The sequence below is a fragment of the Gilvimarinus chinensis DSM 19667 genome (genome assembly GCF_000377745.1).
GTDB lineage: Bacteria > Pseudomonadota > Gammaproteobacteria > Pseudomonadales > Cellvibrionaceae > Gilvimarinus > Gilvimarinus chinensis.
This window is the reverse complement of the sequence record NZ_KB898711.1, coordinates 70,073-83,313: the sequence shown is the minus strand read 5'-3', so window position 1 is coordinate 83,313 and position 13,241 is coordinate 70,073. Positions and strand designations below refer to the sequence as shown.

Below are 13,241 nucleotides of genomic sequence, written 5' to 3'. Positions count from 1 at the left end.
ATGGAATCGTTGAATGAGCCGAATTAGTCAAAAATTTGCACAGTTAAAGACCGATGGCCGTAAAGCCCTGGTAGCTTATATTGTTAACGGTGATCCCGTGCGCGAGGCGACCCTGCCTACTATGCATAAAATGGTAGAGGAGGGGGTTGATGTTATTGAACTGGGTGTGCCTTTTTCAGACCCCATGGCCGAGGGCCCGGTCATTCAGAAAGGCCATGAGCGGGCCCTGGCCCATGGTGTTAGCCTGACGGATACCATGGCCGTGGTGAAAGAATTTCGTAAAACCAATCAGACAACACCTGTGTTGTTGATGGGCTATGCTAACCCGGTAGAGCGTATGGGTTATAGCGTATTTGCTGAAAAAGCCGCTGCAGCGGGTGTTGACGGCTTACTGACCGTTGATTTACCCCCGGAAGAAGTCGAGAGTTTAAAAACGGAATTGGCCAGCCGGGACCTCGATAACATCTTCCTACTGGCCCCGACTACGCGCAGCGAGCGGGCGCGCGACATTGCCCAGCACGCCAGTGGCTTCCTGTACTATGTTTCACTCAAGGGGGTGACCGGTGCGGGCCACCTGGATGTGGATTCGGTAAAAGCAAAGTTGGAAGAGTTTGGCGCGTTAACCGATCTGCCCATGTGCGTTGGTTTTGGTATTAAAGATGCCGAGAGCGCATCGAAGGTGGCGCGTCTGGCCGATGGTGTTGTAATTGGAAGCGTGTTGGTCGACGCCATGAGCAAAGCCGGTACCGATAGCGCGCAAGTAGCTGCCAGCGTGGGCGCAATTGTTCACGATATCCGTCAGGCGCTGGATAATCTGTAATTTCTTTTAAAAATTTATACCCCGTTGGGGTCAGCAAGAGAGTAATGCAATGAGTTGGCTTGAGAAACTGGTTCCCAGTGTTGTGCGGGCAGAAGGGCGTAAAGGTACGAGTAAGGTGCCTGAAGGACTGTGGAAAAAGTGTGTTAAGTGCTCCGCTGTACTTTATCGTCCAGAGCTGGAGCGCAACCTGGATGTTTGCCCCAAGTGCGACCATCACATGCGCATCGGTGCGCGTCGTCGTTTGGATATATTTCTGGATGAGAATGGTCGGCAGGAAATTGCCGCAGACGTCGAGCCGATTGATCGCCTGAAATTCAAAGACGTGAAAAAATACAAAGACCGCCTTTCTACTGCACAAAAGTCTACCGGCGAAAAAGACGCTCTGGTGGCTATGAAAGGCGAGCTAAAAGGTATGCCGGTCGTTGCTGTCGCCTTTGAATTCGCCTTTCACGGCGGTTCTATGGGGTATGTCGTGGGTGAGCGCTTTACCCGCGCTGCAAAAGTAGCACTGGAAGAAAACATTCCTTTGGTTTGCTTTCCCGCAACCGGTGGTGCACGTATGCAAGAAGCCCTGATCTCGCTTATGCAGATGGCTAAGACTTCTGCTGTGATTGAAAAGCTGAAAGGTCAAGGTACCCCTTACTTCTCTATCATGACCGACCCTGTTTACGGTGGCGTTTCTGCTTCTTTGGCGCTGTTGGGGGATATTAATGCCGCCGAGCCTGGCGCTCGGGCTGGTTTTGCGGGCCCTGCCATCATTGAGCAAACCATTCGGCAGAAGCTGCCGAAAGGCTTCCAACGTGCCGAGTTTTTGCTGGATCACGGTGCTATTGATATGATCATTCACCGCAATGACATGCGCGATACCGTAGCACGCTTGATTGCTAAATTTACCCGTCGCCAAGAACTGGCTTAGCATTGGTGACGGAGCTCTGTCTTGATGAGTGGCTCGTTCGTTTAGAGCGAGCCCATCCCACCGAAATTGATCTTGGCCTTGAGCGTACGCAACAGGTCTATGAAGCACTCAACTTACCGCAACCGGCAAAAGTTCTGACCGTAGCCGGTACCAACGGCAAAGGCTCTTGTGTCACTCTGGCCAGTGCTTTGCTGCAGTCGGCGGGTTTGACGGTTGGCACTTACACCTCTCCACACCTGCACCACTACTGCGAAAGAGTGCAAATCAACGACTCGCCCGTGAGTGAGGCGGATATGTGCCGCGCATTTGTAGCGGTTGAGCGTGCGAGGGCCAATACTTCCCTGACGTATTTTGAGTTTGGCACTTTAGCGGCTTTATGGCTATTTGCCGATAAGTCTGTGGACGTGGCGGTGCTTGAGGTAGGCCTGGGGGGGCGGTTGGACGCGGTAAATATCATTGATGCCGATGTGGCGGTTATTACCAGTGTTGCGCTCGATCATGAAGCCTGGCTTGGCAATGATCGTGAATCTATCGGTAGAGAGAAAGCGGGTGTGGCACGACCTGATCGACCTCTCATCTGTGCTGACCCTAACCCCCCTGTGTCAGTGCGGGCCTATGTCGATAGCATAGGGGCAAAGGGTGTTTGGTTGGGGCGCGACTTTGATATGCAACAGCGGCAGGGCCGTTGGTGTTTCTCCAGTGCAGAAAAAGACATGCAGTTTGACCGGGTAAAGTTACCGGCCCACAGTGTGGCTGCGGCAATCGTTGCAATTGAGTTGCTTGGTATCAGCCTGAACGTTTCCCAAATTGATAGGTGTGTGACTAATGCCGAGCTCAAAGGGCGTATGCAGAGGCTGGAGTACGGGGGCCACAAGATTATTCTGGATGTTGCGCACAACCCGGCTGCTACGGGCCATTTGGTGGACAATTTACCGCTGTTCGAGGGTGCCAGAGTGCACTGGATTTTCGCGATAATGGCCGACAAGGACATTGATGGCACAATCCAGCCCTTGTTGAAGTTGCCTGGCGTCTGGTACCTACCGCAATTAAAGGGGGTTGCGCGTGCCGCATCTCCCGAAACGGTCGCACAAAAACTGAAAGTAGCCGGTGAGGATGTAGCCGTTACTGGTGATTTTTCTCACTGCTTGAACACGGCCCTGGGCGCGGTAGGGCAAAATGATGTGGTGGTGATTTTAGGCTCATTCTTTACCGTGGGCGCTGCACTGGATATATTGCAGCCACAGGTGAATAAATCACTTTAGGGGGAAGAGTGAACGACGGTTTAAAGCAGCGGTTGATCGGCGCATTAGTGCTTACGGGGCTGGCGGTAATCTTTCTGCCGGGCTTTTTTAAAGAACAGCAGATGCACCAGGTGGATACCCGTAGTCAGATCCCACCGAGACCCGCTGTAGATCCGGTGGTTATTAAAGCACCGCAACCTATTGTCAGTTCGGACACTCTTCCTGACCCGGACACCTTATTTATCCCTCAAAATGAGCAACCAATTGCAGACGACCCGAAGGCTCATGAGCAAAGCCTGGCTGAAGCTCAATCCTCGTCCTCTGCACAGTCGTCATCCATTGAGTCGGCATCAGACTCAGTCGCAACTGAGCAGCCTGTAAAGAGTGAGTCTTTAGAGTCCACCTCAAGTTCTGCGGGAAAATCTCCCGAGGCTTTGCCTGAGCTGAACGCTTGGGTCGTTCAGGTGGCCAGCCTGCGGTCGGCAGATTCAGCTCAAGCTTTGCGAAAAAAACTGCAAAATAAGGGCTATAAGGCTTATGTTCGGGTAGCGAAAACATCGCAAGGTGAGGTTAGCCGGGTATTTATAGGTCCTAAAGTGGACAAAGCTTTGGCTGAAGCCGTGAAGGCAGAAATTGACCCCGCTTTTAAAGTCAATTCTCTGGTCCTCAAGTTTAAACCCTAAGCGGATTTGATCTTAGGGTATGCCCAGCGGTTTTGCTCTGGTAAAATTTGCGCCTTCTTTAGCTTCGGAGTCATCCGCGCATGAATTGGGCAGACTGGACTATTGTCGGCATACTGTCTGTATCCTGCTTGATTAGTATCAAGCGCGGTTTTATCAAGGAAGCTCTCTCACTGGTGGTCTGGATTGCCGCTTTTATTATCGCCATGGTATTTGGCGATCGCATGGCAACACTGTTGACGAATCTGATTGAAACCCCATCATTGCGCGCTATTGCCGCATTCACCATTTTGTTTGCAGCCACCTTGGTGATTGGCGCGATGGTGAACTATTTAATCGGAGAATTAGTACGAATGACCGGGTTGTCGGGGACGGACCGCTTATTCGGTATGGTGTTCGGTTTGGTGCGCGGCGCTATTTTGGTGATGGCGCTGGTGATTTTATTGCCATCAATGATTCCTGTAGATCAGGATCAGTGGTGGTCAGAGTCGAAGATTATTCCTCGCTTTTTAGTGTTTGAAAGCTGGGCTCGTGAAACCACCAGCGAGATAAGTACTTGGGTCATGTCTCTGTTCGGTGACTGATATTTCTTTTTGGCGTAAACAAAGGTAAGACAATTATGTGCGGTATCGTTGGCATAGTGGGTAAACGTGACGTAAATACCCAGCTTTATGATGCACTGACCATCCTTCAGCATCGCGGACAGGATGCCGCAGGTATTACCACCTGTCAGGGCGGCAAAATGGCGCAGCAAAAAGCCAATGGCTTAGTGAAAGATGTCTTTCGCACTCGCCATATGCAGCGCTTGCTGGGTAATGTGGGTATTGGCCATGTTCGCTACCCTACGGCCGGTAGTTCAGGTCCGGCGCTGGCGCAGCCCTTTTACGTTAACTCCCCTTACGGCATTGCTCTGGCTCATAATGGTAACTTGGTAAATGCTGACAAGCTCAGCGAAGAGTTATTTAAAACCGATTTGCGTCACGTCAATACCGATTCGGACTCTGAAGTGCTGTTGAACGTTTTCGCTCACGAGTTGCAGCTGCAGGGCAAGCTAGTACCGGCCGAAGACGATATTTTTGCCGCTGTTGAAGGCGTGCATAAGCGCGTTAGTGGTGGCTATGCGGTTGTCGCGTTGATCGCTCGCTACGGCATTGTGGCTTTTCGTGATCCGAACGGTATCCGCCCGCTGGTTTACGGTAAACGTACCACTGAAGACGGCGATGAATACATGGTTGCTTCCGAGAGCGTCGCACTCAATGTATTGGGCTTTGAGCTGATTGGCGATGTGGCACCGGGCGAAGCTGTGTACATTACCTTTGATGGTCAGCTGCATCGCAAGCAATGTGCAAAGAACACTCGTTTGAATCCGTGTATTTTTGAGCATGTGTATTTTGCGCGCCCTGACTCAATTATGGATGGTGTTTCCGTTTATAAGGCGCGCTTACGTCAAGGCGAAAAACTGGCGGAGCAGATATTGCGCGAGCGGCCTAATCACGATATCGATGTGGTCATTCCTATTCCTGATAGTTCCCGTGTTGCAGGTCAGGCGCTGGCCTACAAAATAGGTGTTAAGTTTCGCGAAGGCCTGATTAAAAACCGTTACATCGGCCGGACTTTTATTATGCCTGGGCAACAGATGCGGAAAAAATCCGTGCGTCAAAAGCTCAATCCCATTGATTTGGAATTTCGTGGTAAAAACGTATTGCTGGTGGACGATTCCATTGTGCGGGGCACAACTTGTCAGCAGATCATTCAAATGGCGCGTGAAGCAGGGGCAGCGAAAGTGTATTTTGCCTCGGCAGCTCCGGCCGTCATTCACCCTAATGTGTATGGGATTGATATGCCCACCAGAAAAGAGCTTATTGCTCACGGGCGCAGCCATCAGGAAGTGTGCGAAGAAATCGGTGCTGACTGGTTGATTTATCAAGATCTTGATGATTTGGTTGCCGCCTCTGCCGAGGGTGGGAGTGGGGTGACAGATTTTGATTGTGCGGTGTTTGACGGTAAATACATAACCGGTGACGTAGACCAAGACTATCTCAACGCGCTGGAAGCCAGGCGCGACTTAGGAAAGTTAAAAAAGAAAAAAGAGCAGCGGGCTAAAGACGAAGAGAGTCCAATTGGTTTACATAATGATGGCGAAGATCTACACATTCATTAATGGGTGTGTAGTCTTCATCGATGGATACAGTTATGAGTGATTGGACAGATCAGGATAATCCTCTGCACGGCACGGGCATTGATACCTTAGCCGTCCGCGCCGGACAAAGCCGCAGCGCAGAAGGGGAGCATAGTGAGGCTTTGTTTTTGACATCAAGCTACGTGTTTGCCAATGCCGCCGAGGCCGCTGCACGTTTTAGCGGTGATGAACCTGGTAATGTGTATTCACGTTATACAAACCCTACCGTGCGAACGTTGGAAAAGCGTATTGCGGCGATGGAGGGCGTTGAAAGCGCCGTTGCGACCGCATCAGGCATGGCTGCGATTTTATCGACCTGCGTTGCCCTGTTGAGTTCGGGTGATCACATTGTGTGTTCGCGCAGTGTTTTCGGCACCACCACTGTGCTCTTTACTAAGTATTTGGCGCGCTTCGGTGTGACGACGACCTTCGTGAACCCCACGGACTTTAACGCGTGGGAAAATGCCTTTAATGAAAACACCAAGCTGGTTTTCGTAGAAACACCGTCAAACCCTCTTTGTGATGTGATAGATCTGCAACGTCTTGCGGATTTAAGTCATAGCCGAGGTGCCTTGTTTGTAGTGGACAACTGCTTTTGTACACCGGCATTGCAAAAGCCTGCAGATTTTGGGGCGGATTTAATTGTTCACTCAGCTACCAAGTATATCGATGGCCAAGGTCGCTGCCTGGGTGGCTTGGTTGCGGGCCCTGAGACGTTAGTAGATGAAGTGCTTGGTTTTATACGCAGTGCGGGGCCGACCATGAGTGCCTTCAACGCCTGGGTGTTTCTCAAAGGTCTAGAGACTTTGCGTTTGCGTATGGATGCTCACAGCGCAAATGCTCAGGCCTTGGCTGAATGGTTACAGCAGCATCCGGCGGTAGAAAAAGTGTATTATGCGGGCCTTAAAAATCACCCCGGCCATACGCTGGCGGCGAAACAGCAGCGGGGTTTTGGCGGTGTCTTGTCGTTTGTTGTCAAAGGCGGCCGGAGTGAGGCTTGGCAGGTTATTGATGCCACAAAATTTTTATCTCTCACCGCCAACCTTGGTGATGCGAAGACCACTATTGTGCATCCAGCTACGACGACACATGGCCGTTTGAGTGATGAGCAAAAGCGTGATGCCGGAATCAGTGAAAATTTGATACGTGTTGCAGTGGGTCTTGAGGATGTCAATGATATCAAAGCTGATTTGGCCCGCGGGTTAGACGCACTTTAATTTTCTTTTGCCTGTAGGTTTTTCATGCGCAGCACAATCCGCGAAGCCATAGACGAAATTGCTAAAGTTCTGCTTGGTAAAGAAGAGCAGATTAAATTAGCCGTAGCCTGTTTGTTGGCCGATGGGCATTTACTGATTGAAGATTTGCCGGGCATGGGAAAAACCACACTCGCGCACGCCTTGGCGCAAGTGGCTGGTTTGCGGTATCAGCGGGTACAGTTCACCAGCGATATGCTGCCCGCCGATATCGTCGGTGTTTCAGTGTTTGATGCCGCTGCAAATGGTTTTACCTTCCATCCGGGGCCGGTGTTTACTCAGGTGTTGCTGGCCGATGAAATTAACCGCACCACGCCTAAAACTCAGAGCGCTTTATTGGAGGCTATGGAAGAGCAGCAGGTAACGATTGACGGTGAAACTCGCCATTTGCCCGAGCCGTTTTTTGTTATCGCCACGCAAAACCCGCAATCGCAGCTGGGTACGTTTCCGTTGCCCGAGTCCCAATTGGACCGTTTTTTGATGCGCTTAAGTCTCGGCTACCCTGATGCCGAAGCCGAGCGCCTGCTGTTTAAAGGTGGGGATTCCCGGCGTCATATTGGTGAGTTAAAAACGCTGTTATCGCCAGAGACCTTGCAACACATTAAGGCGGATATCGACCGTATAGCCACGTCGGATCACCTGATCAGCTATTTACAACGACTGGTACACGCCACCCGTCACGATACCCGCTTTAGCCATGGTCTATCGCCCCGAGGCGCGCTGGCGTTGTTACACGCTGCCAAAGCCTGGGCGTATATGCACAGCAGAGATTATGTGACGCCGGAAGATCTGCAGGCGGTGTTACCCGCGGTGGTTTCTCACCGGGTGCTCAGCGCTGGTGTTGGCAGTGCCGGTGCAAGTCTGATTGAGGAACTCCTGCAAACGGTGGATGTACTGGCCGTTTCCTAGCGGGCTTTCGCCCGGTGTACTTCCCGGCATTTCTTGCTTTGGTGTTTATAACATTAAGAATGACGTGCCAAAGTATTCTGGCAAAACTTATCTACCCTTTTGGGGTGGACACTTTTACTCGGGTTAGCTCCCTCTGTTAAGGGCTGACTCTGACGGCGGCTTCTTTCCACCAATATCTGCTAATAAAAGGGTTGGTGTTTGCCCAACTGCTGGCTCTGCTCTTGACTGCCAAGTGCTGCGCAACAAATCCCTCGGGTCTAGCCTTGGAGCAGGGGCCGTTGATGACACTCAGGGCGCTTAAATTAATCTACACCAGCGGCAAGCGATCTGTTATTCGGTGAGCTGGCGGTTTGTCTCGGCTGGTTAAACCAAAGCCAAGTGGATTATTTACTGGAGCAGCAGCGTCGTACTCACATGAGCTTGAGGCGAGCCCCTGTAGTCTCCGGCGGGTTAGATGAAAGCCAGTTGCAATGATTACTGACCGATTACCATGCAGTGTCTGACCCGGCTCGTGAAAATGTTTGCGTAGGGTATTTGGTCGAGGGTAGCCTTTTACCACGTGTATTTTTGCGCGGGCTAAGGCGGCTTTGTGATAGTCTAACCGGTGTTTATTGCCGATAGTCATCCAGTGCCGGAATACGGTTGTGCTTGCTAAGTTTAATGATCTTAAAGCGTTTTTTTGGCGTGTGACCGAAAAGCGCTCTCCTCGTGCGCAGCAGGTGACGTTAGCGCACCGATCCATTTATGTCCTGCCCAGCAAAGCGGGCTTGGGTTTCGCATTAGTGGCTGTGCTGTTATGGCTACTAGGCACCAACTATGAAAATAATCTGATCTTGGGCGTTAGCTTTCTACTTTTCGCGCTGTTTTTGGTCTCTGTACTCCATGCTTATCGCAATTTAGCGGGGGTGCGCTTACGGGCATTGTCCGCCCCCCCGGGGTTTGCCGGCGAACATATTGAGTTACCCGTAGAGCTTTCCTCTGCCAGTGGTGGCGTGCATTTGCAGCTGCAGTATTTGGATGCGGTGGCACTGCGTTGCGATCTCGATAAACACCGCCCCCACACGTTAAAAATCCCATTGTTTGCCGAACGTCGTGGATGGCTCACGCCCGGAAGACTACTGGTAAAGAGTTATTACCCTTTAGGGATTACTCGGGTGTGGTCCTGGGTGTTTTTAAACACGCAGGTATTGATATACCCACAGCCTAAAGCTGCGGTTTTGCAGCAGCCTGCCTATAAGGGCGACAGTGGAGAATCGGGTGATCGCGTGCGAGCCGATGATGACTTTATGGGGTTTAGCCGCTATCAAGCCGGAGCGCCATTATCGCAAATCGCCTGGAAGCTCTATGCCCGTGGTGCCGGCCTACAGCTTAAAGAGTTCGGTGCAGAGCAGCGTCAGGGGGTGTGGCTAGATTTTGCCGCCCTCAGTGGCACGGTAGAAGAAAGGCTGTCGGGGCTATGCTATTTAGCGTTGCACTGGCAAACGAAAGGAAGAGATTTTGGTCTGCGTATGCCGGGCGTACTTATAGAGCCAGGCTCAGGTGATAGCCATCTGCATGAGGTTCTAAAAGCGTTGGCACTATTCGAAGGTGGAGTCGATCGTGGCCAAGACAGATAGTGTTATTGCCGGTCAGACTTTAAAGCATCTATTGGTAGCTCAGGCACTGGTATTGGCGCCATTGGTGTTCCACATACCTTATTGGCTAAGCGGGTTAGCCATAGCCGTGATTATCTGGCGCTGGGTATTACACCGGGGGCGAGGCTTCTATCCGGGTAAAGTGTCTCGCACTGTCCTTGCACTTGCCGTTACTGCTTTACTGTTGCTGAGTTTCAGTGGCCGCTTTGGTATGGAAACCATGATTTCGTTATTGGCGGCGGGCTTCGTGCTAAAGCTCACCGAACTGCGGACTCGCTCCCATGTGTATCTGTTGTGTTTTCTGGCTTATTTTGTCATTGGCACACAGTTACTTTTTTACAATCAACTAGTGGGCATGCTTTATAGCCTTGTATGTTTTGCGGCTGTAACGGCGACATTACTGGTAAATCAAGTAGCAAAAGCAGAGCAGGACGGTTTTCAGCCCTGGCCTAGGTTGATGGCTATGCTGCTGCAAGCCATACCGATAATGTTGGTATTGTTTCTTGCCGTTCCTCGTATAGGGTCTTTATGGACAGTGCCGCTCAACAATGGCTCTGGTGTTACAGGCTTGAGCGATAGCATGTCACCGGGTGACATGGCGAACTTGATGCAATCCAATGAAGTGGCATTTAGAGCGAGCTTCAGAGGGGCTTTGCCCCCGCCTCAACAACGCTACTGGCGCGCTTTAGTGTTTGATCTTTTTGACGGCCGTCGCTGGAGTCAGGGCCAATTGCATGATGTGGCCTCTGGGCGCTCCAGTATTTGGAACGAGGCGAAAGGGCAACTGGAGCGACTTGGTGACTCTATTGAATACGATATCATGCTCGAACCCAGTAGCAAGAACTGGCTTTACGGCTTAGCGCTGGCCGACCCGCTGGCAGAGGATATTTATATGAGCCGGGGCTTTACGTTGTTTCAGCGCCGCCCTGTAAGCCAACGCAAGCAGTATACACTTGTATCCTTTCTGCAATACCGAGCACAGCCAGATAGCTTAAGCGATAGAGAAAGGCGAAGTGCACTGCAGCTGCCAGATGAAGGGAACGAACAAACTCGTAGCAGAGCGCGTCAGTGGGCAGCCGAAGAGCCAGATGTTCAAGCTCTGGTGGATCGTTTTTTAGCGTTTGTACGAAGCCGTTTTCATTATACGTTACAGCCTGCGGTGCTTGGGCAAGAGTCTGTGGATGAATTTTTGTTTACAACGCAGGCTGGTTTTTGTGAGCACTTTGCCGGAAGTTTTGTGTTTTTTATGCGCGCTGCCGGTGTGCCTGCTCGGGTTGTTGTGGGGTATCAGGGGGGAGAGGTGAACCCTCACGAGGGGTATTTAACGGTTCGTCAGCTAGATGCCCACGCTTGGGCTGAGGTTTGGATAGAGGGGCTTGGGTGGCAGCGCATAGACCCCACTGCAGCCGTTGCTCCTCAGCGTATAGACCGGGGGGTAGAGTTCTCACTAGACGACTCAGACGCTCAGTTACTGGGCAATGCCATGGGTAGGCGTTTTGCTCTGTGGGCAAACTGGCAATTACAGTGGGATGCCCTTAACTATCGTTGGCACCGCTGGGTCATGGGCTACGATGCTGATACCCAAAAACAATTTTTGAGCAAGCTGCTGGGCGGCAGTGCTTCTTGGCGTTCGGTCGTTGCTGTTATTGCCGCTTTGAGCCTTATTTTACTTCTGATTTTCGTTTTTTTATTTTTTCAGCGTCGCCCCCCTGTTGCCGTTGAGATAAAAATGTATCAGCGCGTTTGTGCCAAACTCGCTGCTGCGGGAATTCCACGCTACGACGGGGAGGGGCCACGTAAATATTCTGAACGGGTTTCCCGGTTAAGGCCTGAGCTTGCCGAGGACTTTACACACCTGAGTACGTTAATTGAGCGTATTCGATTCGCTGGCGATCGGTCGATTTTGCCGGAGTTTCAACAGGCTGTCAGAAACTTCTTGCGACAGCTTTCTTAATCTCATCTCTACTTTGCACAATAAATGGTCGTTTTGTGTGTCGTGCGCACCAATGGTGTGCCGACGAGTTTTCTGCTGCACCATGGCTGCGCACGTTAAGAGCGTTTTTTAAGTCTTTATTTTCTATATTGTTGAAATATAAGAATAAATTATGTGGGCATAATAAGTGCATGCGCAGCTCGTAGTGCGTCATCAATAGGCGTTAATAATGTTGCATGAGTAGGTCGAAGGTTTTTGGCTTTACTATGGTGCGCACAAAGAGGCGAGTCGGGTCAGGCCCGAATGGCAAGAGATAAATTAGGAGATTTCATGAAAATAACAATAACCTCGATGGCTCGCTTGGGGGCAGCAGCGGGTTTAACTTTTTTAGCTCCAGCCGCACTGGCGGCTCCTGATGGCGCTAATACGGCGTGGATTCTTACGGCCACGGCACTGGTATTGTTTATGACCCTCCCGGGGTTATCGCTGTTTTACGGCGGCTTGGTCCGCAGTAAAAATATTCTTTCCGTATTGATGCAGTGCTTTGCTATTGCCTGTATTGCTTCACTATTATGGCTGATTGTTGGTTACAGCTTGAGTTTCGCTGAAGGCAATGCGTGGATTGGCGATTTCAGCCACGTGCTGTTTGCCGGAATTGGTAAAGAGACCTTGGCAGGGGATATTCCTGAGTCTCTGTTTGCACTTTTTCAGATGACATTTGCGATTATTACCCCAGCGCTGATTGTTGGCGCTTTCGCTGAGCGCATGAAATTCTCCTCGATGCTGATTTTTTCGGCGCTTTGGCTGTTAGCGGTGTACGTGCCGGTTTGCCACTGGGTGTGGGGCGGAGGCTTTTTAGGCAGCTGGGGGCTGCTGGACTTCGCTGGCGGTACCGTTGTTCACATTACCGCTGGTGTGGCGGCGCTGGTGGCCGCATTGGTTCTGGGGCAGCGCGATGGTTTCCAGTCGGTGGCTATGCCGCCTCATAATATGACCATGACGGTAACTGGCGCCGGAATGCTTTGGGTTGGCTGGTTTGGTTTTAACGGTGGGAGTGCTCTGGCGGCAAATGGCGACGCTGCTATGGCGATGCTGGTAACCCATATATCGGCGGCGGCAGGGTCGTTGGCCTGGATGACAATCGAATGGATTAAATTTCGCAAGCCCAGTGTTCTAGGTATTGTCACGGGTATGGTGGCGGGTTTGGGCACTATCACGCCTGCGTCGGGCTTTGTGGGGCCCGGCGGAGCCTTGGTGATCGGTTTGCTGGCGGGGGTTGTGTGCTTTTTTATGACCCAGGCGGTAAAACGCGTGTGGCGCATTGATGATTCGCTGGACGTTTTTCCGGTACACGGTGTTGGCGGCATTTTAGGGACTTTGCTTGCGGGTGTATTTGCTTCGCCAAACCTCGGTGTGTTCAGTGGTCACGGGTTTTCCGATGCCGTGAGCGGTATGGGCGAACAAGTATGGGTGCAGTTTTTAGGTGTGGTGATCACTTTCGTCTATACCGGTGTTATTACGTATATTTTGTTGAAAGTGACAGGAGTGCTAACTTCGGGCCTTCGTGTAACACGTGAAGAAGAGCAAATAGGCTTGGATATTACGATGCACGAAGAGGAAGGGTATAAGCTTTAATTGTTTTCTGTTTAGCAAAAGCCCGCTTATGCGGGCTTTTT

General features: G+C 51.3%; 11 protein-coding genes. All 11 read left to right on the top strand.

The window, feature by feature from the left end; genetic code table 11:
• Positions 1-13: 13 nt before the first annotated feature.
• The 11 genes from trpA (at position 14) to D568_RS0115010 (ending at position 13,200) form a co-directional block, all read left to right on the top strand.
• On the top strand, positions 14-820 hold the full coding sequence (gene trpA / locus D568_RS0115060; RefSeq protein ID WP_020210435.1) for a tryptophan synthase subunit alpha: 807 nt from the start codon (positions 14-16) through the stop codon (positions 818-820).
• Positions 821-869: 49 nt separating this feature from the next.
• Complete coding sequence (gene accD / locus D568_RS0115055) at positions 870-1,736, top strand: acetyl-CoA carboxylase, carboxyltransferase subunit beta (protein WP_020210434.1); 867 nt, start codon at positions 870-872, stop codon at positions 1,734-1,736.
• Positions 1,737-1,741: 5 nt separating this feature from the next.
• A complete protein-coding gene (gene folC, locus D568_RS0115050) occupies positions 1,742-2,998 on the top strand; it encodes a bifunctional tetrahydrofolate synthase/dihydrofolate synthase (RefSeq protein ID WP_020210433.1) in 1,257 nt (418 codons plus the stop codon).
• A gap of 8 nt (positions 2,999-3,006) precedes the next feature.
• Positions 3,007-3,660, top strand: a complete 654-nt coding sequence (locus D568_RS0115045) for an SPOR domain-containing protein (protein WP_020210432.1) — start codon at positions 3,007-3,009, stop codon at positions 3,658-3,660.
• Positions 3,661-3,740: 80 nt separating this feature from the next.
• On the top strand, positions 3,741-4,241 hold the full coding sequence (locus tag D568_RS0115040) for a CvpA family protein (protein WP_020210431.1): 501 nt from the start codon (positions 3,741-3,743) through the stop codon (positions 4,239-4,241).
• A gap of 35 nt (positions 4,242-4,276) precedes the next feature.
• Positions 4,277-5,818 (top strand): amidophosphoribosyltransferase, encoded by a 1,542-nt coding sequence (gene purF / locus D568_RS0115035; protein WP_020210430.1) that lies wholly within the window; start codon positions 4,277-4,279, stop codon positions 5,816-5,818.
• A 32-nt stretch (positions 5,819-5,850) separates the two neighbouring features.
• Complete coding sequence (locus D568_RS0115030) at positions 5,851-7,053, top strand: O-succinylhomoserine sulfhydrylase (RefSeq protein WP_020210429.1); 1,203 nt, start codon at positions 5,851-5,853, stop codon at positions 7,051-7,053.
• A 24-nt stretch (positions 7,054-7,077) separates the two neighbouring features.
• Entirely contained in the window at positions 7,078-7,998 is a 921-nt protein-coding gene (locus tag D568_RS0115025; protein ID WP_020210428.1) for an AAA family ATPase, read from the top strand.
• Between the two features lie 644 nt (positions 7,999-8,642).
• A complete protein-coding gene (locus D568_RS0115020) occupies positions 8,643-9,614 on the top strand; it encodes a DUF58 domain-containing protein (RefSeq protein ID WP_020210427.1) in 972 nt (323 codons plus the stop codon).
• Positions 9,598-11,586 (top strand): transglutaminase TgpA family protein, encoded by a 1,989-nt coding sequence (locus D568_RS0115015; RefSeq protein ID WP_020210426.1) that lies wholly within the window; start codon positions 9,598-9,600, stop codon positions 11,584-11,586. The genes D568_RS0115020 and D568_RS0115015 overlap by 17 nt, the downstream gene beginning before the upstream one ends.
• 309 nt (positions 11,587-11,895) lie before the next feature.
• Complete coding sequence (locus D568_RS0115010) at positions 11,896-13,200, top strand: ammonium transporter (protein ID WP_020210425.1); 1,305 nt, start codon at positions 11,896-11,898, stop codon at positions 13,198-13,200.
• Positions 13,201-13,241 lie beyond the last annotated feature (41 nt).